A 23,116-nucleotide genomic window follows, 5' to 3' on the forward strand; every position below is an offset into this window, starting at 1 on the left:
TGACATATACCCTCAGCTTGAATCCCTCTGCTTGTAGTCCTTTTCTGAATTGCGCCACACCGCCCCATAGCGTATTGCCCTCGCACTCTCCCAGACCTAGCCTGCACTGACCGCTCGAATCAGCACGCAGCATTCCCCATTCCAAAACAATGTCAGGGAGAGATAATCATGGCTTTCGACGCATACATTCAGATCGACAGTATTCCAGGAGAAGCACTGGACGAAAAATACAGTAAATGGATTGAAGTGCTGGGCTACGACTTTGGTGTCAGCCAAAGTACATCTGCCACAGCCAGTTCCGCAGGTGGCGCAACATCGGGCAGGACCTCCGTCACCCACTTCACTTTCACCAAGTACCTCGACAGTGCCAGTTGCAAACTGATGGAAGCCAGTTGCACAGGCCAGCATCTGAAAGCGGTGAATCTCGCCCTCTGCCGTGCTGGCGGTGACAAACTCAAGTACTTCGAAATCATCCTTGAAGAAGTGATCATCGCCGAGTATTCGCAGAGCGTGGATACAGGGGTGCCAGTAGAAGTGGTGCAGCTCAATTACGGCCGGATCAAGACCACTTACACCCAGCAGCGCCGCCACGACGGCAGTGGCGGCGGTAATATCACCGGGGGCTGGGACCGCATCGGCAACAGAAAATATGCGTGAGGGTGCTGACCATGTCTGAAGCCCGCGCGTACCTCAATCTCAAGCTGCAGAACTATCACACGCTGAAATCCGATCTGGCGCTGACCGGTCATTCCCTGGAAAAGTTCGACGTGCTGAATTCACATATCGCCAATACCGTGGTCCGTAGCGGCGAACTTATCATCATCGGCGACCCCACCACAGCTTCCTGCACCAGCCAGGAAGCCTGGATGATGCGGCAGGCGACAATTGCGCACATAGGGCTGATGCGCAACGGCCAAGGTGTGGATAACTTTTTCCTGGACAATTTCGAGACATTGAAAAGCCTCATCGCGCATGCCTCCATGGGGGCGGGTGTGGTCAGCGAAGGATGGAGCAAGCACTTGAAGGCCATCGAGGCCACCTTGATGGAGATCGAGAAGCTGCATCAGCAGCATCTCGGATCAGGGACGATGACCGCCCGTGATCAGTTCTATGCCAAGCGGTCAGCCTTGTTCATGAGGTTGGATGAGCAGTTGAACAAGCTGACCGCTTACGGTTCCGGGCTGAGGAACAAAGGTTCGATCAAAAGGACACTGGGGATATCAACAAAGCGTTATCTACATACCGGCGAGATTGCAGGATATGCCAACAAAGTATCAGGCGTAGCGACGGCGGCTAATTTGATCAAGAAGGGGACGTATGTAGGGATTGCGTTAGACGTCGCTGCTACGGGGTTGGAGATACATAAAGCCTGTACGCTCGGACGCGAAGAGGAATGCCAAAAGGCACATTATGTCGAGATTAGCTCGTTAGGCTTCGGTCTAGGAGGGACTGCGACCGGGGCAGCTGGTGGAAGATTATTAGTTGGCGCCGCATGTAGCTTAGTCTTGGGAACAGTGACAGGCGGCCCTGGGGCGCTCGCTTGCGGAATATTCGGGGGCGCAGCAGGTGGATTGGTGGGTGGCAAGCTGGGCAATGAAGTAGGTGCAATGATAGGTGAGGTTATCTATGAGACGGTGGCAAAATGACTTCCGCACATTTAATTTTTGCAGCTTCAATGTCCATTGTGATGATCTTGATTTACACTAATTTCGCAGTAACGTCATACATTGCATCTCGCAAGCTCGAATACATCGAAAACCTATTAATCAACTGCGACGTGATAAGCGGCGAAAAAAAGTTATGGTTACATGCCGGCCTGTTTGGGAAAGTGCTTCGCCTTACCCATATCTCATTCATCCTACTCATCCCCCAAATTTACGCGCGCAAAAATCTCGTCGATATCAAGGAAATAAATAGTCTACCCTCGAAGATCAAGACCCCTCTCGTCATCTTAGGGGCTGCCCATTTAATATTGACCATTGCATTCTTTGGATTAGGTATTTTCATGTATTACTTACCCCCCTTGTCCAAATAATGCAAAACACATCGCAGTACGGGCCCCCTCCCCTCTGGTGCGCAGTTACAGAGGGAAGGCCACCCGGCCCGCGATGAAGTCCTCGCTCGTCAATCCTTCTTGCGATAACCCTCGACGATCGCCGAGAAGTCCTTGCCGCCTTCACCGCGCAGGCTCATCGCCTGATACAGTTGCTGAGCCACGGCGCCCAAAATCACCGGTTGGTGCGCCTGGCGTGCAGCCTCGGTGGCCAGCCCCAGGTCCTTGAGCATCAGTTCAGCGCCAAACCCACCGGTATACCCCCGCGATGCCGGCGCAGTCTCGATGATGCCCGGCCACGGGTTGTAGGTGTCGGAACTCCAGCAGCGCCCGGTCGAGCTATTGATGATCCCGGCCAGCACCTTGGTGTCGATGCCCAGCGCATTGCCCAGGGCCATGGCCTCGGACACACCGATCATCGAGATGCCCAGCAGCAGGTTGTTGCAGATCTTGGCGATCTGCCCGGTGCCGACCTCGCCGCAGTGCACGATGTTGCGGCCCATCTGCTCGAGTACCGGCTTGAGCGTGGCGAACAGTTCGGTGCTGGCACCGACCATGAAGGTCAGGGTGCCCGCCGCTGCGCCGCCGGTGCCACCGGATACCGGCGCATCGCCCATGTCCACGCCCTTGGCCGCTGCGGCCTTGGACACGTCGCGAGCGGTCTGCGGGTCGATGGTGCTGCAATCCACGGTGGGTGTGCCGGGGCGAATGCCCGCGAGCACACCGTCATCGTTGAGGTAGACACCGCGCACGTGGGCCGCTGCCGGCAGCATGGTGATCACCAGACCGGCACTGGCGACCGCGTCCTTGGGCGAAGCGCTGACCTGCCCGCCCAGTTCGGCGAGCTCGGCCAGCACGGTCTTGTTCAGGTCGAACAGGTTCAACTGGTGCCCGGCCTTGATCAGGTTGCGGGCCATGGGCGCGCCCATGTTGCCCAGGCCGATGAATGCGATACGCATGACGAACTACTCCTTAGCGCAGGCTGATGGTGGTGTTCACACCGTCGTTGACGCTGTCGTCATCGAACCAGCGGGCGGTGACGGTCTTGGTCTGAGTGTAGAACTGCACCACTTGCTTGCCGTAGGGGCCGAGGTCGCCAAGCTTGGAGCCGCGCGAACCGGTGAAGCTGAAGAACGGCACCGGTACCGGAATCGGAATGTTGATGCCGACTTGGCCGATGTCGATCTCACTCTGGAACTTGCGCGCCGCCGCACCGCTTTGGGTAAACAGCCCAGTGCCGTTGCCGAACGGGTTGCGGTTGACCAGGGCGATGGCCTCATCGAGGGTATCGACTTCCAGGGTCACCAGCACCGGGCCGAAGATTTCCTGGGTGTAGACCTGCATGTCGGTCTTGACCCCGGAGAACAGGGTCGGGCCAACGAAGTTGCCCTGCTCGTAACCTGGCACCTTCACGTCACGGCCATCGAGTTCGAGCGTGGCGCCTTCCTTGATGCCGCTTTCGATCAGCCCCAGCACCCGCTCCTTGGCCCGCTTGGAAACCACCGGGCCGACATCGGTGCCCGGCTCGCAACCGGCATTGACCTTGAGCTTGCTTGCTGCGTCCTTGATGTCCGGCAGCCATTCACGCGCCTTGCCCACCAGCACCGCCACCGAGGTGGCCATGCAACGCTGACCGGCAGCTCCGAAGGCGGCGCCGACCAAAGCATTAATGGTCTGCGTGCGGTTGGCATCGGGCAATACCACGGCATGGTTCTTCGCGCCCATCATCGACTGCACGCGCTTGCCATGCTGGCTGCCCAGGTTGTAGACATGGGTGCCGACTTCGGTGGAACCGACGAAGGAAATCGCCTTGATGTCCTGGTGGGTACAGATTGCATCCACCACCTGCTTGCCGCCGTGCACCACGTTGAGTACGCCGGCCGGCACACCGGCTTCCAGCGCCAGCTCGACCAGCATCATGGTCGACAGCGGGTCTTGCTCGGACGGCTTGAGCACGAAGGTGTTGCCGCAGACGATCGCCATCGGGAACATCCACAGCGGGATCATCGCCGGGAAATTGAACGGGGTGATACCGGCGCACACGCCGATCGGCTGGCGCAGGGTGTAGGTATCCACACCACCGGCGACGTTCTCGGCGAACTCGCCCATCTGCAGGGTGCCGATGGAGGCGGCGTGCTCGACCACTTCCAGGCCGCGGAAGATATCGCCCTCGGCATCGGCGAGGGTCTTGCCCTGCTCGGCGCTGAGGGTCTGGGCGATGCGCTTGGTGTGTTCACGGATCAGCGCCTGTAGCTTGAGCATGATGCGCATGCGCGCGCCGATCGGGGTGTCGCGCCAGGTCTTGAAGGCACGCTCAGCGGCGGCGACGGCGGCATTCACCTCTTCGACCGTGGCGAAGGGCACACGCGCCAGCACTTCCTGAGTGGCCGGGTTGACGATGTCGCGCCACTCGGTGGTTTTCGATTCGACCCACTGGCCATCGATCAACAGCTTGACCTGCTCGACCTTGGTCTTGTCGGGGGATTGTGGTGCGTTCATCTGCGTTCTCCTTGGAATTATTGTCAGGACGAGATCGCCAGCGCCGTGCAAACGCGAGGTGGCGTCGTGGGGCTTTTTTCGAGTATAGATGTGCAAACATCCAACAAGAACGCACAAAAAAACCGGATCAACATGCAAAAAGACCTGACCTCCCTCAGTGCGCTGAACTGGGACGACCTGAAGTTCTTCCTCGAAGTGGCGCGTACCCGCAAAGCCAGCAGCGCTGCCAAACGCTTGAGCGTCGACTACACCACGGTGTCACGTCGCATCAGCTCGCTGGAGGGTGCGCTGGGCACGTTGCTGTTCGAAAAGTCGCGTACCAACGGCTTTGTGCTGACCGCCGAAGGGCAGCGCCTGCTGGGCTATGCCGAATCGATCGAAAGCACGCTGCACATGGCTTGCGAGCAGGTGTCCGGGTCGGGTGTGGCGCTGTCGGGGCATGTGCGCATGGGTTGCACCGAGGGTTTCGGCAGCTTCTTCGTCACCCCGCAATTGAGCCATTTCGTCGACGCCTATCCGGCGATCTCGGTGGATATCCTGCCGCTGCCGCACTTCATCAGCCTGTCCAAGCGCGAAGCGGATATCGTCATTGCCCTGGAACGGCCGGAGCATGGGCCCTATGTGTGCTGCAAGCTCTGTGACTACCGCCTGCGGCTGTATGCGACCCAGGATTACCTCGACAGCCACGCACCGATTCGCCAGGTGAGCGACCTGGTAGGCCATCCGTTCATCAGCTATGTGGATGATCTGGCGTTCAGTTCAGAGCTGCTATACCTGGCCAATCTGATTCCTAATGCCAGTGCGCACCTGCGCAGTACCAGCGTGATTGCGCAGTACACCGCAGCTTTGCAGGGCCGTGGATTGGCGATATTGCCGTGTTTCCTGGCAGCGCAGGATCCGCGGCTGGTGACGGTGTTGCCTGAAGAGATCGAGGTGACGCGGCAGTTCTGGATGTATTGCCGGGAGGATTTGCGCAAGTTGAAGCGGATTACGCTGTTGTGGGATTACATTCGCGGAGTGACCGAGGCGAATGCACCGCTGTTGATGGGGGAAACGCGCGAGATGCGTTTTCCTCAGGGTTGAGGGGGCTGCTTCGCAGCCCATCGCTGGCAAGCCAGCTCCCACAGCACGGCAAGGTACCCTTGTGGGCGCTGGCTTGCCGGCGATAAATACGACACGAATTTCAATAAGACGCCACGACGATCGACACCCGCCGATTCTCGGTGCGCCCGGCACTGGTCCGGTTATCCGCCACCGGCTGACTGCTGCCCAGCCCGCGGGTGTTGATGTTCTGCGCTGGCATGCCAATACCGATCAGCGCCTTGGCCACACTCTGCGCGCGCCGCTCGGACAGCTGCTGGTTGTACGCTGCCTTGCCCGAGGCATCGGCATGGCCATCCACCCGCACGCCCTGGATACCCACCCCCAGCAACGCCTTGCCGATCCGCTCGACGATCGCCTGGCTCTGGCCGTTGAGGCTGTCCAGGTCGCTGCCGAACAACACTTTGCCCGACAGATCGAACGTCCAGCCCTCATCGGTCGGGGCAAAGCCTTCGCGTTTGAGCACGGCGATCTGTTCGGCCGTGAGCCCCTTCGGTGTGCTCTGGCAACCGGTCAGCGCCAGCAAGGCCAGCAGTATCGCGAGGAAGGGAAAACGCAAACGATGAATCACGGTTCAGCTCCTGTTCTTGAACTCGGCGGCGGACCGTTCCGTCTGCGCCGCTTGCCACTGGCCACGGCGCTTGCGCTTGGCCTGGTACATCGCCGCGTCGGCGGCATTGAGAAGGCTGGCAGGGTCGCTGCCATCCTCCGGGTAATAGGCGATGCCGACACTCAGCGACGTGGTCAGGGTGCCCCCCTCGTCGAGCTGCATCGGCAGCTGCATGCTGGCGATGATCTTCTCGGCAATACGCTCGGCGTCCTGGCGTGACTGCAGCGGCGTGAGCAACACCGCGAATTCATCGCCCCCCAGGCGGGCCACCAGGTCGTGCTCGCGCAGTTGCGCACGCACGCGATCGGCGATGTTGATCAGCACCTCGTCGCCCACGGCGTGGCCGAGGCTGTCATTGATCTGCTTGAAGTGATCGCTGTCGAGGAACAGCAGCGCCAGGTGATCCTGCTGCCGCGCGGCATTGCGCAGGCTGCGGTTGAGGCGGCCTTCGAAGAAGGCGCGGTTGGGCAGGCCGGTCAGGCTGTCGTGGCTGGCCTGGTGCGCCAGCGCGGCATTTTCGTTCTGCAGGTGGCTGTGCCACACCTCCAGCTCATCGAGCAGGGCATTGAAGTCATTGCCCAGTTCATTGAGTTCGGCAATCGGTGCTTCCGGCACACGCCGGTCGAAGCTTCGCTCGCGGCGCGCCGCATGGGCGACGCTGGCCAGGCTACGCAACGGCCGAACGATATCGCCCAGCATGCGCTGGGACAGGTAGAGGGCGACGAAGGCGCTGAGCAGCGTGCAGAACAGGATGCCGCCGAGGCCGCCGAGCAAGAACAGCAACAGGCTGCGGCCCTGGGCAATCAGCTCGATGTGCCCGACCTTCTGCTGCTGGTGGTAGATCGGCAGGTTGACCGGCTGATCCAGCAGCGCGGTGGCCACCTGGGATTCCAGGTGGGCAAGCATGCCGTCATCGCTGCGCTGCCAGTGCGCCAACGCGTCGCCGTCGTTGTTGAATACCTTGGCGTCCGCCACTTCTTCGGTGCCGGCGATCAACGCCAGCGCCTCATAGGCGGCAGCGCTGTCGTCGAAGACCACTGCGGCTTCGACGGTGTAATTGATGGACCGGGCAATCAGGTGCACGTTGTGATTGGCGTAGACCCGCAAGGCCAGCACACCGAGCAGGGTCAGCGAGATGCCCGCCAAGCCGACGGCCAGCAAGGCCACGCTTAGGTGGCCACGGCCAAGCACCGAGCGCAAGGTCGGGCGCACGCCTGGCTTTTTCCCCAGCCTCATGGCTGCACTGCCCTGCGGCGCGACAACTGCAGCACGCTGGGGTGGATACGCACGCCGGAACGCGCCACGGAATCGAGATTGACCTCGAAGGCCACCTGCTGGTCGCCGACCCGCAGGCAGAACAGGGTGCCGGTGGTGCACGGGTCGTCGGCTTCGCTGATGCTCAAGACCGGATGGCCGCTGATGTCCTGGAACAGGCGATCGCGTTGACCAGGGTCAAGCTTGCCGATATAGACGGCATCGCAGGCGTGGGCAACCTGCCGATCGTCGGCCAACAAACGATGCACCTGCATCGGCTGGCCGGCATTCTGCACATTGCTTTTGATCAGGTCGTCGGCATATTCGGTAGGGCCGACCAGGCAAAGGCGCAACGGCACGGGTTCGACGGGCCAGCGGGCGTAGCTCAGGATGCCCAGCACCACCTGCGTAACCGCCTTGGCACGCTGCTGGGCTTGGGCTGAAGTGGCGGAGCCGTCCGCAAAGGCAGGGCCGGCCAGTAGCAACAGGGCGGCCAGATACAGAGAAAGCGCACTGCCTGTCAACCGCTCCCTGGCCCCTGTCATGTGAGAATGCTCTCAAAACTTCTATATGAACTGGGCGCAACGATAGCACAACGCTGGCTTTCTGTAGGAGGGTAGCCTTGGTTCGTCATCGAGGGCCCTATCGCCGGCAAGCCGGCTTCCACAGGAGCGACACCGGGCCTGAGGGCTGTGAATTAGCTGTGGGAGCCGGCTTGCCGGTGATGAGGTCAGACCTGCTCGAGCATCAGGCCGGAGATACGCCGGACCTTACGCAGTACGGCCTCTTCGAAAATACCCTGGCGTGGCTCGATCAGGCTGAAGCAGTGCTTGGCCCGGGTGATGCCGGTGTACACCAGTTCCTTGGTCAGCACTGGATTGAGCGCATCCGGGAGCACCAGGGCGGTATGGCTGAACTCCGAGCCTTGCGACTTGTGCACGGTCATGGCGAACACGGTTTCCACCTCATTGAGGCGGCTGGGTAGAACGAAGCGCACGCCGCCGCTGCCATCGTTACGAGGGAAGGCCACACGCAGCAACGGCTCGCCCTGCTCGTCGGGCAGGCGCAGAGCGATGCCGATATCGCCGTTCATCAGCCCCAGACCATAATCGTTACGGGTGACCAACACCGGCCGCCCTTCGTACCAGGGCTGCTGGCTGTCGATCAGCCCGGCATTGTGCAGCACCCGCGCTACGCGCTCGTTGAGCCCCTCCACACCCCAGGCGCCCTTGCGTACCGCGCACAGCAACTGGAAGTCCTCGAAACTGTGCAGCACCTTGGCCGCCCATTGTTCCCAGCGCGGATCGTCGAAGGCCGTGCCGAGTGGCGGGCGCAAGCGGCCGATCGTCCTCAGGTAACTGCGATAGCCCTGTGGCCCGTCCACGCCACGGTTCAGGCCATCGAGCAGCAGGCGGTCGAAGGCACGGTCTTGCTCGCCACGCAGGGCCAGCCCGAATACATCGCTGGGCGGCAGGGTCAACAAGTCACGCGCCGCCTGCGCTTGCTGACGGTTGACCAGGCGCGCCAGCTGACCGATGCCGCTGCCTTCGCCAAAGCGTCGGGAGAATCGCAGCATGACCACCTGCTGGGCCAACGGGTGGCGCTGGCCGTCACCGGCCTTGAGGCCACTGCTGGCCAGCGACTGACCACCAATCTGCTCAAGCCACGCTTGGGTGGCGGGCGAATAGCAGCCCTCTTCGGCGTCACGGCACAGATCGCCCAGCACCGCGCCGGCTTCGACCGAGGCGAGCTGATCCTTGTCTCCGAGGAGTACCAGGCGGGCCTTCGGCGGCAAGGCATCGAGCAGGTTGGCCATCATCTCGAGGTCGATCATCGAGGCTTCATCGACTACCAGCACATCCAGCGGCAACGGGTTGCCAGCATGGTGGCGAAAGTGCCGCGAGCCCGGCCGGCTGCCCAACAGCCGGTGTACGGTGCTGACATCGGTAGGGATTTGCCCGCGCACCTCGGTACTCACCTGCAAACGCTCGACCTGCTGCCCGATCGACTCGGTCAGGCGCGCCGCCGCCTTGCCGGTGGGCGCGGCCAGGCGAATGCGCAGAGGCCTGCCCTGCTCCACCGCCGGCGCCTGCAGCAAGGCCAGCAAACGCACCACGGTGGTGGTCTTGCCGGTGCCGGGGCCGCCCGTGATGATGCTGAAGCCCGCGCGGGTGGCCAGGGCACAGGCCAGTTTCTGCCAGTCGACCTGGCCCTCCAGGGCACCCGCGTCGAACAGTTGCGCCAGGCGCGCCGGCAAATCGGCGGGTGTCGCCTCATGCACGTTCAGGCGTTGGCGCAAGGTGGCATCGATTCGTCGTTCATAGCTCCAATAGCGGCGCAGGTAGAGGCGCTCGCCGCTCAGTACCAGCGGCCGCGTCTGCTGCCCAGGAGTATCGGCACCGGCCACCAGCGGGCTGGCGGCAATGCGCTGCAGCCAGGTATGCAGGTCGAGGTTGGCGAGCAGCTGCGAAGGCAGCAGCAAAGGGCCGGTCAGGGCGTCGCCTTCAGGCGGCAGTGACAGGGCGAAGTCCGGCTCGGCAAGGGTCTGCTGCATGTCCAGGCAGACATGCCCATGGCCAAGCTGGTGGCTGGCCAAGGCGGCGGCCAGCAGCAGCAGGGGGTCGCTGCCGGGAGCACGTTCCTCGAGGAACGATACGAATGCCCGGTCCAGCGCACGCAGCCAGCCACGCTCCACCCAGCGGTCGAGCAGTTGCAACAGATCGCCACTGACACGCTGCGGCTGTAGCGCCAGCAGGTGCTCGGCGTTCAGGGGCGTGGGCAAGAGGTCGTCGAGGGTTCGGCTCATGGCGCGACTCCGGCAAACAGGTCCTGTTGTTGCGGCTGATGAACGCCACGGAACAGTGCGTCGAGGGCTTCGATCAGCTCGCGGGGGGGCTTGGCGAAGTACACGCCATGGCCGCTACTGCTCGCGCCGCGCAGGAAGATGTACATGGCACCACCGATATGGCGGTCGTAGTCATAATCAGGCAGGCGCGCGCGCAATTGGCGATGCAGGGCCAACAGGTACAGCACGTACTGCAGGTCGTACCGGTGTTCGAGAATGGCTTTTTCCATGGCCTGCGCGTCATAGGCCTGAATGTCCGGTCCGAGCCAGTTGGATTTGTAGTCGGCGACGTAATAACGCCCGTCCCATTCGTACACCAGGTCGATGAACCCCTTGAACATGCCATTGAGCACGGTCGGTTGGGCCGCAGGGCGCGCCGCGCCGGCGTGGGTGTGGCGGACAACCAGCTGGTCGAGCTGCTCGGCGTCGACCCGGTGGCTGGCGAACCAGAATTCCATCTCGATCTGGTAGTGCTGCAACTGGGCGAGCTTCAGGCTCACGTCGCGGGCTGGCAATGGCTCATTGAGCAACTGGTGCAGCCACTGGCTGAGCGTTGTAATCCAGCCCGTCCAGTCACGGCGGTTGCAACGCTGACCGATGGTGAGCGCGATCAGCTTTGGGTTGGCGGCGACTTCGGCAAAGCCTTCACGGCCGGCCCATTCGAGCAGGCCATGAAGGAAGGTGCCGGGGTTCGGGCCACGTGGGAAACGGTGGATATCGCCGCCGTCAGCAGGCACCTCTCGCACCTGTTGGGCATCGACGACCTCATCGTCCAGCAACTGCTGGGCCTGGGAGCTGTCGGCACCGAGCGTCTGCTCACCGACCCGCAGGGCGCTGTAGGACGCGATCCACCAGTGTTCGGAAGCAGCGCGTCGAGGCTTGCGCGCAGGCAGCAGCTCGCGCTCGGCATGCGGCGGCTGGTAGCGCTGATCGTCAGCTTCCGGAAGGCCTGGGCAAGCAATGTACGGGCAACCGCAGAGCAAGCTCTGCAACCAGCTCGACAACTGCGCGGAGCCCGGCAGCGGCGAGCCGCCGCCCAGCAGGTAGCCCAGGGCCGAACGGTGCAGTTGCGAACTCTTCTGGCTACCGCGCTTGAGGTCGGCGACGCCCAGCCAGCAGGCGTGCTGGGCTCGGGTGAGGGCAACGTAGAGCAGGCGCAAGTCTTCGGCCAGGCGCTCGTCATCGGCAAGGGCAATCTGCTCTTGATCAGGGGTCAGGGTGAGCTGCACATTGCCCTGGCTGTCATGCCAGGCCAACGGCAGGCGGCTACCGTCCACCGGCTTGCTGGTGCAGATGAACGGCAAGTAGACCAGCGGATATTCCAGGCCCTTGGACTTGTGGATCGTCACCACCTTGACCAGCTGTTCATCGCTTTCCAGGCGCAGGATCTGCTCTTCGCCCGCCTGCCCGGCGTTGGCCAGGTGCTCTGCCAGGTGGCGTATCAGCGCCTGTTCGCCATCCAGCTCGCCGGCAGCCTGCTGCAGAAGCTCCGCCAGGTGCAACAGGTTGGTCAATACCCGTTCGCCATCGCTGCGTGCGATGAGGGTGCGTGGCAGCTGGAAGTCGTGCAAAAGGTGCCGCAACATCGGTAGCACGCCCTGGCGCTGCCAAGTGTCACGGTAACGCCGAAAACGCATCACCCAGCCTTCCCAGACGCGTTCATCCTGGTTCAACTGGTCCAGCTCCGCCAGCGATAGGTCCAGGGTCAGGCTGGCCAAGGCCGCCTTGAGCAAACGTTCGGAATCAGGTTCGGCGCAAGCCTTGAGCCAGGCCAGCAGGTCATGGGCTTCCTGGGCGGCGAATACCGAGTCCTTGTCAGAAAGGTAGACGCTGCGCACATCACGGGCCGCAAGCTCCGCACGCACCAGCTGGGCCTCGAAGCCATCCCGCACGAGGATGGCGATGTCAGAAGGCAGGCAGGGGCGCTGATTGCCCTGGGCATCGCGAAAACCGCTGACACCACGCTGCCCGCCATTGAGCAGGCCGACGATGTGGCTGGCACAGCTTGCCGCCATCTGCTGACGATACAGGGTGCTTGAGACGGGATCTTCGCTTTCCAGTTGCCAGCACTGCAACGCCGCGCTGGGCTGGCCATCGATCAACAGCGTTTCGCTACGGCCCTTGGCCCGTACCTCGATGAACGGCAGCGGGTTGTCACCATTCTCGCGGAACAGGAATGCCCCTCGCCCCTGTTCACGGCCTTCAGCCTGCAGGAACACCTGGTTGACCGCAGCCACCATCGCCTGGCTGGAGCGGTAGTTGGTGTCCAGGCTGTGCAAGCGGCCGGCGGTGGCACGACGAGCGGACAGGTAGGTATAGATGTCGGCGCCGCGGAAGGCGTAGATCGCCTGCTTGGGATCGCCGATCATGAACAGCCCGGTTTGCGCACGGTTCTCGCTGATGCGGTAGATGCTTTCAAAAATGCCGTACTGAACCGGGTCGGTGTCCTGGAATTCGTCGATCAGTGCCACCGGGAACTGCTCACGAATTAGCCCGGCCAGGCGCTCGCCGGCCTCGCTGGCCAGGGCGTGCTGCAGGCGCAGTAACATATCGTCGAAGCCCATCTCGGCGCGGCGGCGCTTTTCCACTTCAAAGCGTGCGCACACCCAGGCGGCGGCGTGCTCGAGCAAGCGTGCATCGGGGCTGGCCAAGGCTTGCAACTGCCTTGGCAGGTCATGCATGGCCACGAGGGCAGGATGCTCAGGCGGTTCGCCGACCTTCCACGCTTCGGCCATGCCGACCGGGGTCAGGCGGGTGAACCCGGTGCCCAGGTCAAGCTCCACTTCCTGCTCATCACCAGCCCAAGTGCGCAACTTGTCGAACCACGGCTCGAAGTAGCGCGCCTGCAACTTGCGTCCGTCTGCTTGCTTGGCGGCAACGGCGTCGCGGCAGATTTGCTGCAGTTCGTCAGCCCACTGCAGCCATGGCGCCTTGAGCTGCCTCAGCTGCTCCACACGCTGTTGCAGCGCAGCATCGATGAGGGCCTGGGGCTCCTGCTCGTCCTGATGGTCACGCACACGGCCAAACAATGGGCGGATGCGCGGCAACAGTGCATCAGGGCTGCCCCAGTGGTTGCGCACCCAGGTCAGCGCCTCGCCGTGCATCCCATAGCAGAAGCGCCGCCAGTAATCGCGCATGACCTGGCCGAGCAAATCACTGTGGTCGGTTTCCAGGCTCTGGGTGAACAGGCTGCCACTGTCGAAGGCGTGCTCGCGGAGCATGCGCTGGCACCAGCCGTGGATGGTCGATACCGCTGCCTCGTCCATCCACTGCACCGCGACTTCCAACCGGCTGGCGCAACGGGGCCAGAGCGCTTCGGCGTAATCGTCACGTAGCTGGTGCAGCAGCGGGTCGGCCGCTTGCAGTTCGCCACGGAAAAATCTCGCAGCCTCGGCCAGGCGGGCGCGAATACGCTCACGCAGCTCCTTGGTCGCGGCATCGGTGAAGGTGACCACAAGGATCTGTGGCGGTAGCAATTCGCGGCCAAAGCCTTGCTCGCCACCATGGCCGAGGATCAGGCGCAGGTACAGCGCAGAAATGGTGAACGTCTTGCCGGTACCGGCACTGGCTTCGATCAGTTGGCTGCCGTGCAGGGGGAAACTCAATGCCAGGGGACGGGCCTGGGTCATGCGCCACTCTCCGGGTTGCCCAGTGTTTGCCAGGCTGCGCTGAATAACGGCCGGTACAAGGTTTCGCACCAGCCTTCGAAGGTTTCGTCGGCGCTCAGTGCGCTGAAGTCTCGGAACTGCCGAGCCAGGGCCAGGCTTTCGCTGCGCTCGCCGAAACTGGTACGGCCGTCGCCCTCGTACGCGCGGATGGCGGCAGCGACCGCTTTGTCAGGGTCTTCCTGAGCCAACCAGGCAAACGCCGTCTTGGCCGCGACTGGCAGCGGTGCATTCATCGCGGCCTGGCGGGACACCAGTAAGTGACCTAGCAGCTCGGCAGCCTGGCTTTGTGGCAGCGGGTCGAGCAACAGGGTGATGTCACTGGCCAGCAGTGCACTGTGCAGCGGGTACCCAGCGGCGCACGCCGCCAGATGCATGACCCAGCTGGGGATCAGACGGTGCCATTTGAGGGTGCGCCCAGCACTGATGGTATTGGGTACCGTGGTGATGCTGAGCAGGCTTTGGTTCTCAGCCTGGTAAACCCGGCCAAGCCAACCTTCCAGCCGGTGAGTGCCGTGCTCGAAATGGATCGGCAGAGCACCCTCGACCACATTGGGCCAACGTTGCAGGAGCTGTCGGTGACGCTGAAGCAGATCGGGCAGCGGTTGGATCAACTCGGACTGAAGGATTTCACCGAACCCGGCCAAGGGCAGCATCCCGCAGGCCTGCAGCCGTCGTGCCTGCATCTGCAGCGCGTGTTCTGCCTGGTCAGGGTCGGCCAAGGCTGCGTTCAGCAGGCTTTCGCTGGCGCTGTAACGCTGCAGTGCATCGAGGACGAAGGGCTCTTCATCCGGCGTGGGTGCCTCCAGCGCCTCGAAGAACACTTTGAGCCGCTGGCTGAAGAAGTGCCGCACGGGGTGGCGCAAGAAGTCCTGCAACTGCGTCAGGGTCAGGGCTTCATCACTGACATAAGGGGGCAGGCCCAGGTCTGGCTGCATATCCTCCTCGGTCTGCTGGTGCAGGAGTTGCCACTCATGGGCAAAGCTGAACAGCGCACTGCCTTTCTGGAAGTAGCGTGGGCTGAAGGGCTGCAGCGGGTGCTCTTGGGTCAACGCGTGCAGCAACTGCTCGCCCCCTTGCTGGGCTTCCTGGCCTTCGCCTTTGCCCTTCAGACACCAACCAGCGGCCAAGTGATCACGCAACTGGCCAATCAGGACCGATGCCGGGCGCTCACTGTTGTCGCGAATACTACGGCCGACCCAACTTATATAGAGCTGATCGCGTGCCGACAGCAGCGCCTCGAGCAACAAGTATCGGTCATCTTCACGACGCGAGCGGTCGCCGGGGCGGTAATCGCTGGCCATCAGGTCGAAGTCCAGCGGCTGCTGTGCGCGCGGGTAGTCGCCATCGTTCATGCCCAGCAGGCAGACCACTCGGAAAGGAATGGCACGCATGGGCATCAGGGTGCAGAAGTTCACCGAGCCGGCGAGAAAACGCTGGGACAACTTGCCCTGGTCCAGCCCAGAGAGCCAAGCCTCGCGAACGACGGTCAGGGGAAGCAGATCTTGCAGGGCAACCCCTTCACAGACTTCCAGCCAGCCATCGCGCAGCTCCTGCAATTGCATCAGCAGAAACTCGTCGTGCTCGCCCCCTGCCAGGAAAAACACCTGTAGCAAGGCCTGCAGGCGTTCGCCCCACTGTGGCGCCGTCGCAGGTTGGGACAGGGCCTGGTAGGCCACATCGAGGGCGTCGAGCAGCGCCACCAGCGGGCCGATCAGGGCGGCATCCAGGCCGCCGATTTCGTCATACGGCTCGATGCCGTCACAGCCCTCGCCCACCCCCACCGCATAGCCAAGCAGCATACGACGCAGGCCGAAACGCCAGCTGTTCTGCTCCAGGCCCTCGGGCAAGCCAAGGGTTGCGCGCTGTTCGGCATTCAGGCCCCAACGGATACCCGCGCCTTCGATCCAGCGGTGCAGCGTGGGCAGGTCGCTTTCACGGATACCGAAGCGGGCGCGCAGAGCAGGTACATCGAGCAGGTCGAGCACTTCGCTCACGGCAAAGCGGCTGTCCGGCAGCTTGAGCAGATGCTCCAGGGCAATCAGCAAGGGATCTCGCCCGCGCTGGCCTTGGTCGGTCAAGGTGAAGGGGATGTAGCGCGGGTCATTGCGTTGCAGTTGACCGAATACGGCACGGATATGCGGTGCATAAGTGTCGATCGCCGGCAACATCACGATGACATCTCGTGGGCGCAGTGTGGGGTCGGCACTGAAACGGGCCAACAACTGGTCGTGGAGGATTTCCACTTCCCGTTGCGCGCTGTGGCCAACATGGAAGCGTACCGAGCGATCCTTGGCGAGATCGACTTCAGGCCAGCGCTGGCGGGTTTCAGCCAGAGGCCGTAGTTCGAGGATATCGTCCTGCAACTGGTTCAGCAGCGTGGTGGGTTGGCCCTCGCTGAACAGGTCGATGCGCCCTTCGCTGAACGCGCCTTGGTAGCTAACCGGGTCGTCGTAGCTGTCGAGCAGGTTGATGTAGTCACGGCCTTGCTTGCCCCAGGCGGCCAGCAAAGGATGGGCATGCTGATGCAGCGACTCATCATCGAGCTGCAGCGGCATGCCTTGCTTGCGTTGCTGGCGCTTGTACTGGTGGCGTAGCAGGTCTTTGTCGGCGACGATGTCGGCCCAGTGATGGCGGCAAGGGTTGTGCACGCACAACAGCACCTGGCTGAAGCGAGCAAGTCCGGCGAGCGCCTCCAGAGCCTGGGCTGGCAAAGAGGATATGCCGAAGACAATCACCCGTGGCGGCAGGCCTGCAGGTGCCTGCTCAAGGCTGCCGATACGTTCGATGAAACGCTGGTGTACCCCAGCCCGGCTCTGAGCCATGCCTTGCTCGCCAACATCCTCCAGCAGCGCGCGCCAGAGTTCGGCCTGCCAGCGGTTGCCCGGAGCCAGGGGTTTGCGCTCGCCGCGGGCCGTGTTCAGTACGTGATTTCCGGACGCCCAGTCCTTGAGCCAATCAGCACGGTAGACCTGGTACTGGTCGAACAGGTCGGCCAAGCGCTCGGCCAGCTGGTAGCGCTTTCGCAGGTCGCTATCGTCGGTGAGGAAACGCCGCAAAGGCTCGAAGTGGGGGCGTTCGATCAGTTCCGGGAGCAGGCGCATCAGGCGCCAGGTCAGGGGTGCCTTGTCGAGCAGCGATACCTCGGGGATTTCGTCGCGCCCCAGCACCTTTCTGTATAACTGCCACATGAAGCTGCCCGGCAACTGCACATCGATGGCGGCGGCAATGCCACAACCGCCCTGGTCATCTTCCTGTGGGTCTTCGGCCAAGGCCAACTTGAGCCATTGAGCGATACCGTTGCTCTGCACCAGGGCGATCTCGTTCTCCAGCGGGGCCAGCGGATAACGGCGCATCCAGCTCACTACCAGGCTGCGCAGGTCGTCCAGGCGGTTGCCGTGGACAATCATGAAGCCAGGATGGAGCGAGATGGTGTTGGCCATTTAAGGTCCTCTGACGGGCACTGCTAGATGATGGGGAACGATATCACGGCTGACAAACAGCCAGAAAAGACAAAACCCCTACCTGCTCGCGCAGATAGGGGTTTTGCGAAATGAATCTTGACGATGACCTACTCTCACATGGGGAAACCCCACACTACCATCGGCGATGCATCGTTTCACTGCTGAGTTCGGGATGGGATCAGGTGGTTCCAATGCTCTATGGTCGTCAAGAAATTCTGTTGCCAGAATGTCCAGATGGACAGCCCAGCGAATTCGGATATGCGATATTTGTGATGTTGCTTGCGAACTTTCGGTTCGTTTCGTCTTCACCACCGCAATCTGCGCTAGCAAATTGCTTGGGTGTTATATGGTCAAGCCTCACGGGCAATTAGTATTGGTTAGCTCAACGCCTCACAGCGCTTACACACCCAACCTATCAACGTCGTAGTCTTCGACGGCCCTTTAGGGGATTCAAGATCCCAGTGAGATCTCATCTTGAGGCAAGTTTCCCGCTTAGATGCTTTCAGCGGTTATCTCTTCCGAACATAGCTACCCGGCAATGCCACTGGCGTGACAACCGGAACACCAGAGGTTCGTCCACTCCGGTCCTCTCGTACTAGGAGCAGCCCCTCTCAAATCTCAAACGTCCACGGCAGATAGGGACCGAACTGTCTCACGACGTTCTAAACCCAGCTCGCGTACCACTTTAAATGGCGAACAGCCATACCCTTGGGACCGGCTTCAGCCCCAGGATGTGATGAGCCGACATCGAGGTGCCAAACACCGCCGTCGATATGAACTCTTGGGCGGTATCAGCCTGTTATCCCCGGAGTACCTTTTATCCGTTGAGCGATGGCCCTTCCATACAGAACCACCGGATCACTAAGACCTACTTTCGTACCTGCTCGACGTGTTTGTCTCGCAGTCAAGCGCGCTTTTGCCTTTATACTCTACGACCGATTTCCGACCGGTCTGAGCGCACCTTCGTACTCCTCCGTTACTCTTTGGGAGGAGACCGCCCCAGTCAAACTACCCACCATACACTGTCCTCGATCCGGATAACGGACCTGAGTTAGAACCTCAAAGTTGCCAGGGTGGTATTTCAAGGATGGCTCCATGAGAACTGGCGTCCCCACTTCAAAGCCTCCCACCTATCCTACACAAGCAAATTCAAAGTCCAGTGCAAAGCTATAGTAAAGGTTCACGGGGTCTTTCCGTCTAGCCGCGGATACACTGCATCTTCACAGCGATTTCAATTTCACTGAGTCTCGGGTGGAGACAGCGCCGCCATCGTTACGCCATTCGTGCAGGTCGGAACTTACCCGACAAGGAATTTCGCTACCTTAGGACCGTTATAGTTACGGCCGCCGTTTACCGGGGCTTCGATCAAGAGCTTCGCTTGCGCTAACCCCATCAATTAACCTTCCGGCACCGGGCAGGCGTCACACCCTATACGTCCACTTTCGTGTTTGCAGAGTGCTGTGTTTTTAATAAACAGTCGCAGCGGCCTGGTATCTTCGACCGGCGTGGGCTTACGCAGCAAGTGCTTCACCCTCACCGGCGCACCTTCTCCCGAAGTTACGGTGCCATTTTGCCTAGTTCCTTCACCCGAGTTCTCTCAAGCGCCTTGGTATTCTCTACCTAACCACCTGTGTCGGTTTGGGGTACGGTTCCCAGTTATCTGAAGCTTAGGAGCTTTTCTTGGAAGCATGGCATCAACCACTTCGTCGCCTAATGGCAACTCGTCATCAGCTCTCGGCCTTGAAATCCCGGATTTGCCTAAGATTTCAGCCTACCACCTTAAACTTGGACAACCAACGCCAAGCTGGCCTAGCCTTCTCCGTCCCTCCATCGCAATAACTGGAAGTACAGGAATATTAACCTGTTTTCCATCGACTACGCTTTTCAGCCTCGCCTTAGGGACCGACTAACCCTGCGTCGATTAACGTTGCGCAGGAAACCTTGGTCTTTCGGCGTGCGAGTTTTTCACTCGCATTGTCGTTACTCATGTCAGCATTCGCACTTCTGATACCTCCAGCAAGCTTCTCAACTCACCTTCACAGGCTTACAGAACGCTCCTCTACCGCATCATCAAAGATGACACCCGTAGCTTCGGTGCATGGTTTGAGCCCCGTTACATCTTCCGCGCAGGCCGACTCGACTAGTGAGCTATTACGCTTTCTTTAAAGGGTGGCTGCTTCTAAGCCAACCTCCTAGCTGTCTAAGCCTTCCCACATCGTTTCCCACTTAACCATGACTTTGGGACCTTAGCTGACGGTCTGGGTTGTTTCCCTTTTCACGACGGACGTTAGCACCCGCCGTGTGTCTCCCATGCTCGGCACTTGTAGGTATTCGGAGTTTGCATCGGTTTGGTAAGTCGGGATGACCCCCTAGCCGAAACAGTGCTCTACCCCCTACAGTGATACATGAGGCGCTACCTAAATAGCTTTCGAGGAGAACCAGCTATCTCCGAGCTTGATTAGCCTTTCACTCCGATCCACAGGTCATCCGCTAACTTTTCAACGGTAGTCGGTTCGGTCCTCCAGTCAGTGTTACCTAACCTTCAACCTGCCCATGGATAGATCGCCCGGTTTCGGGTCTATACCCAGCGACTAAACGCCCTATTAAGACTCGCTTTCGCTACGCCTCCCCTATTCGGTTAAGCTCGCCACTGAATATAAGTCGCTGACCCATTATACAAAAGGTACGCAGTCACCTAACAAAGTAGGCTCCCACTGCTTGTACGCATACGGTTTCAGGTTCTATTTCACTCCCCTCTCCGGGGTTCTTTTCGCCTTTCCCTCACGGTACTGGTTCACTATCGGTCAGTCAGTAGTATTTAGCCTTGGAGGATGGTCCCCCCATATTCAGACAAAGTTTCTCGTGCTCCGTCCTACTCGATTTCATTGATAAGAGATTTTCGTGTACGGGGCTATCACCCACTATGGCCACACTTTCCAGAGTGTTCCACTAATCTCAAACCAACTTAAGGGCTGGTCCCCGTTCGCTCGCCACTACTAAGGGAATCTCGGTTGATTTCTTTTCCTCAGGGTACTTAGATGTTTCAGTTCCCCTGGTTCGCCTCTTGCACCTATGTATTCAGTACAAGATAACCAGCTTATGCTGGCTGGGTTCCCCCATTCAGAGATCTCTGGATCACAGTCTGTTTGCCGACTCCCCAAAGCTTATCGCAGGCTACCACGTCTTTCATCGCCTCTGACTGCCAAGGCATCCACCGTATGCGCTTCTTCACTTGACCATATAACCCCAAGCAATCTGGTTATACTGTGAAGACGACATTCGCCGAAAATTCGCATGTTGCGCTTTCGCGCAGAACTCACAAATTTTACCTTAGCCTGATCACACACCAGTGAAAGTGCGTGTCAGTCTATATCTATCACATATCCGAATTTTTAAAGAACGATCTGACAAAAGTCAGAAATCAACATTCAAACTGAATGTTCATTTCTAAGTTCTGATCAGGTACTGCGAAAGTGGTGGAGCCAAGCGGGATCGAACCGCTGACCTCCTGCGTGCAAGGCAGGCGCTCTCCCAGCTGAGCTATGGCCCCGTATTACGGCTGAACCATGTAATGGTAGGTCTGGGCAGATTTGAACTGCCGACCTCACCCTTATCAGGGGTGCGCTCTAACCAACTGAGCTACAGACCTATAACAGGGTCGCGTTACAGCATCGTCTTTTACAATGAATCAAGCAATTCGTGTGGGAGCTCATCAGCAGGCTGATGTCGTCGATTAAGGAGGTGATCCAGCCGCAGGTTCCCCTACGGCTACCTTGTTACGACTTCACCCCAGTCATGAATCACACCGTGGTAACCGTCCTCCCGAAGGTTAGACTAGCTACTTCTGGTGCAACCCACTCCCATGGTGTGACGGGCGGTGTGTACAAGGCCCGGGAACGTATTCACCGCGACATTCTGATTCGCGATTACTAGCGATTCCGACTTCACGCAGTCGAGTTGCAGACTGCGATCCGGACTACGATCGGTTTTGTGAGATTAGCTCCACCTCGCGGCTTGGCAACCCTCTGTACCGACCATTGTAGCACGTGTGTAGCCCAGGCCGTAAGGGCCATGATGACTTGACGTCATCCCCACCTTCCTCCGGTTTGTCACCGGCAGTCTCCTTAGAGTGCCCACCATAACGTGCTGGTAACTAAGGACAAGGGTTGCGCTCGTTACGGGACTTAACCCAACATCTCACGACACGAGCTGACGACAGCCATGCAGCACCTGTGTCAGAGTTCCCGAAGGCACCAATCCATCTCTGGAAAGTTCTCTGCATGTCAAGGCCTGGTAAGGTTCTTCGCGTTGCTTCGAATTAAACCACATGCTCCACCGCTTGTGCGGGCCCCCGTCAATTCATTTGAGTTTTAACCTTGCGGCCGTACTCCCCAGGCGGTCAACTTAATGCGTTAGCTGCGCCACTAAAATCTCAAGGATTCCAACGGCTAGTTGACATCGTTTACGGCGTGGACTACCAGGGTATCTAATCCTGTTTGCTCCCCACGCTTTCGCACCTCAGTGTCAGTATCAGTCCAGGTGGTCGCCTTCGCCACTGGTGTTCCTTCCTATATCTACGCATTTCACCGCTACACAGGAAATTCCACCACCCTCTACCGTACTCTAGCTTGCCAGTTTTGGATGCAGTTCCCAGGTTGAGCCCGGGGCTTTCACATCCAACTTAACAAACCACCTACGCGCGCTTTACGCCCAGTAATTCCGATTAACGCTTGCACCCTCTGTATTACCGCGGCTGCTGGCACAGAGTTAGCCGGTGCTTATTCTGTCGGTAACGTCAAAACAGCAAGGTATTAACTTACTGCCCTTCCTCCCAACTTAAAGTGCTTTACAATCCGAAGACCTTCTTCACACACGCGGCATGGCTGGATCAGGCTTTCGCCCATTGTCCAATATTCCCCACTGCTGCCTCCCGTAGGAGTCTGGACCGTGTCTCAGTTCCAGTGTGACTGATCATCCTCTCAGACCAGTTACGGATCGTCGCCTTGGTGAGCCATTACCTCACCAACTAGCTAATCCGACCTAGGCTCATCTGATAGCGCAAGGCCCGAAGGTCCCCTGCTTTCTCCCGTAGGACGTATGCGGTATTAGCGTTCCTTTCGAAACGTTGTCCCCCACTACCAGGCAGATTCCTAGGCATTACTCACCCGTCCGCCGCTGAATCCAGGAGCAAGCTCCCATCATCCGCTCGACTTGCATGTGTTAGGCCTGCCGCCAGCGTTCAATCTGAGCCATGATCAAACTCTTCAGTTCAATACTGCTTGGGTTTTTAAGAAACCCTAAACTTGGCTCAGCAATCTCAAATGACTATGTGATTTCTCGCATGGTCACTTGTGATGCTGATAATCTTTTTGACTATCAGTCCATACTCACAAGCACCCACACGAATTGCTTGATTCGATTTGTTAAAGAGCGTTTGGTTAAGAGCTTTTCGTCTCAACCGAGGCGCGCATTCTACGCTTTCCTCAGAGCCTGTCAAGCGTTTATTTTGAAGTTTTTCGCGAGAAACTCGTTTAGCTTCAAACACTTGGCTCGCTGCGATCTCTCGTAGCGGGAGGCGAATCATACAGCGTTTAGAAGCGCTGTCAACCACCGCTTCAACCGCTA

11 protein-coding genes, 2 tRNA genes and 3 rRNA genes are annotated in these 23,116 nt (G+C 59.8%); 3 read left to right on the forward strand and 13 right to left on the reverse strand.

What is annotated here, in order from left to right; translation table 11 throughout:
- Positions 1 to 168: 168 nt before the first annotated feature.
- Both KU43P_RS23215 and KU43P_RS23220 read left to right on the forward strand, forming a co-directional pair.
- Positions 169 to 657, forward strand: a complete 489-nt coding sequence (locus KU43P_RS23215) for an Hcp family type VI secretion system effector (RefSeq protein WP_317659862.1) — start codon at positions 169 to 171, stop codon at positions 655 to 657.
- A gap of 11 nt (positions 658 to 668) precedes the next feature.
- Entirely contained in the window at positions 669 to 1,646 is a 978-nt protein-coding gene (locus KU43P_RS23220) for a hypothetical protein (protein WP_317659863.1), read from the forward strand.
- A gap of 478 nt (positions 1,647 to 2,124) precedes the next feature.
- Here the strand turns inward: KU43P_RS23220 and mmsB are convergent, their stop codons facing one another.
- Together mmsB and KU43P_RS23230 are read right to left on the reverse strand one after the other, a co-directional pair.
- Positions 2,125 to 3,012 carry a 3-hydroxyisobutyrate dehydrogenase gene (gene mmsB / locus KU43P_RS23225; RefSeq protein ID WP_317659864.1) on the reverse strand — a complete coding sequence of 296 codons (888 nt, stop codon included), beginning with the start codon at positions 3,010 to 3,012 and terminating at the stop codon, positions 2,125 to 2,127.
- A 13-nt stretch (positions 3,013 to 3,025) separates the two neighbouring features.
- Complete coding sequence (locus KU43P_RS23230; protein WP_317659865.1) at positions 3,026 to 4,552, reverse strand: CoA-acylating methylmalonate-semialdehyde dehydrogenase; 1,527 nt, start codon at positions 4,550 to 4,552, stop codon at positions 3,026 to 3,028.
- Between the two features lie 132 nt (positions 4,553 to 4,684).
- On the opposite strand from KU43P_RS23230, the gene KU43P_RS23235 reads away from it, so the two are divergent.
- Positions 4,685 to 5,635: a LysR family transcriptional regulator gene (locus KU43P_RS23235; RefSeq protein WP_317659866.1), complete on the forward strand. Its 951-nt coding sequence runs from the start codon at positions 4,685 to 4,687 to the stop codon at positions 5,633 to 5,635.
- 100 nt (positions 5,636 to 5,735) lie between these two features.
- Here KU43P_RS23235 and KU43P_RS23240 read toward each other — a convergent pair whose 3' ends face one another.
- From KU43P_RS23240 to KU43P_RS23290, 11 genes are all read right to left on the reverse strand, one after another.
- Positions 5,736 to 6,224 (reverse strand): OmpA family protein, encoded by a 489-nt coding sequence (locus KU43P_RS23240; RefSeq protein WP_317659867.1) that lies wholly within the window; start codon positions 6,222 to 6,224, stop codon positions 5,736 to 5,738.
- A gap of 3 nt (positions 6,225 to 6,227) precedes the next feature.
- Complete coding sequence (locus tag KU43P_RS23245) at positions 6,228 to 7,499, reverse strand: diguanylate cyclase domain-containing protein (RefSeq protein WP_317659868.1); 1,272 nt, start codon at positions 7,497 to 7,499, stop codon at positions 6,228 to 6,230.
- Positions 7,496 to 8,062: a YfiR family protein gene (locus KU43P_RS23250; protein WP_317659869.1), complete on the reverse strand. Its 567-nt coding sequence runs from the start codon at positions 8,060 to 8,062 to the stop codon at positions 7,496 to 7,498. Before KU43P_RS23250 ends, KU43P_RS23245 begins: the two co-directional genes overlap by 4 nt.
- Before the next feature lie 185 nt (positions 8,063 to 8,247).
- Positions 8,248 to 10,323, reverse strand: coding sequence for an exodeoxyribonuclease V subunit alpha (recD, locus tag KU43P_RS23255; protein ID WP_317659870.1), 2,076 nt, complete (start codon positions 10,321 to 10,323; stop codon positions 8,248 to 8,250).
- Complete coding sequence (gene recB, locus KU43P_RS23260; RefSeq protein WP_317659871.1) at positions 10,320 to 13,991, reverse strand: exodeoxyribonuclease V subunit beta; 3,672 nt, start codon at positions 13,989 to 13,991, stop codon at positions 10,320 to 10,322. The genes recD and recB overlap by 4 nt, the downstream gene beginning before the upstream one ends.
- Positions 13,988 to 17,470, reverse strand: coding sequence for an exodeoxyribonuclease V subunit gamma (gene recC, locus KU43P_RS23265; protein WP_317659872.1), 3,483 nt, complete (start codon positions 17,468 to 17,470; stop codon positions 13,988 to 13,990). Before recC ends, recB begins: the two co-directional genes overlap by 4 nt.
- A 115-nt stretch (positions 17,471 to 17,585) precedes the next feature.
- A 5S ribosomal RNA gene (gene rrf, locus KU43P_RS23270) occupies positions 17,586 to 17,701 on the reverse strand.
- A 136-nt stretch (positions 17,702 to 17,837) separates the two neighbouring features.
- A 23S ribosomal RNA gene (locus KU43P_RS23275) occupies positions 17,838 to 20,729 on the reverse strand.
- Positions 20,730 to 20,965: 236 nt separating this feature from the next.
- Positions 20,966 to 21,041, reverse strand: a tRNA-Ala gene (locus tag KU43P_RS23280).
- A 22-nt stretch (positions 21,042 to 21,063) separates the two neighbouring features.
- A tRNA-Ile gene (locus KU43P_RS23285) sits at positions 21,064 to 21,140 on the reverse strand.
- 85 nt (positions 21,141 to 21,225) lie between these two features.
- Positions 21,226 to 22,762: ribosomal RNA gene (locus KU43P_RS23290) — 16S ribosomal RNA — on the reverse strand.
- Together the 16S, 23S and 5S rRNA genes with 2 tRNA genes alongside form the textbook arrangement of a ribosomal RNA operon.
- Positions 22,763 to 23,116 lie beyond the last annotated feature (354 nt).

Source organism: Pseudomonas sp. KU43P (assembly GCF_033095865.1).
GTDB lineage: Bacteria > Pseudomonadota > Gammaproteobacteria > Pseudomonadales > Pseudomonadaceae > Aquipseudomonas.

Bases quoted from the DNA above. Each gene is read 5' to 3' on its own strand.
- recC (WP_317659872.1), bottom strand. From the start codon at position 17,470: ATGGCCAACACCATCTCGCTCCATCCTGGCTTCATGATTGTCCACGGC.
- mmsB (WP_317659864.1), bottom strand. From the start codon at position 3,012: ATGCGTATCGCATTCATCGGCCTGGGCAACATGGGCGCGCCCATGGCC.
- KU43P_RS23230 (WP_317659865.1), bottom strand. From the start codon at position 4,552: ATGAACGCACCACAATCCCCCGACAAGACCAAGGTCGAGCAGGTCAAG.
- KU43P_RS23215 (WP_317659862.1), top strand. From the start codon at position 169: ATGGCTTTCGACGCATACATTCAGATCGACAGTATTCCAGGAGAAGCA.
- KU43P_RS23245 (WP_317659868.1), bottom strand. From the start codon at position 7,499: ATGAGGCTGGGGAAAAAGCCAGGCGTGCGCCCGACCTTGCGCTCGGTG.
- recB (WP_317659871.1), bottom strand. From the start codon at position 13,991: ATGACCCAGGCCCGTCCCCTGGCATTGAGTTTCCCCCTGCACGGCAGC.
- KU43P_RS23220 (WP_317659863.1), top strand. From the start codon at position 669: ATGTCTGAAGCCCGCGCGTACCTCAATCTCAAGCTGCAGAACTATCAC.
- recD (WP_317659870.1), bottom strand. From the start codon at position 10,323: ATGAGCCGAACCCTCGACGACCTCTTGCCCACGCCCCTGAACGCCGAG.
- KU43P_RS23250 (WP_317659869.1), bottom strand. From the start codon at position 8,062: ATGACAGGGGCCAGGGAGCGGTTGACAGGCAGTGCGCTTTCTCTGTAT.
- KU43P_RS23235 (WP_317659866.1), top strand. From the start codon at position 4,685: ATGCAAAAAGACCTGACCTCCCTCAGTGCGCTGAACTGGGACGACCTG.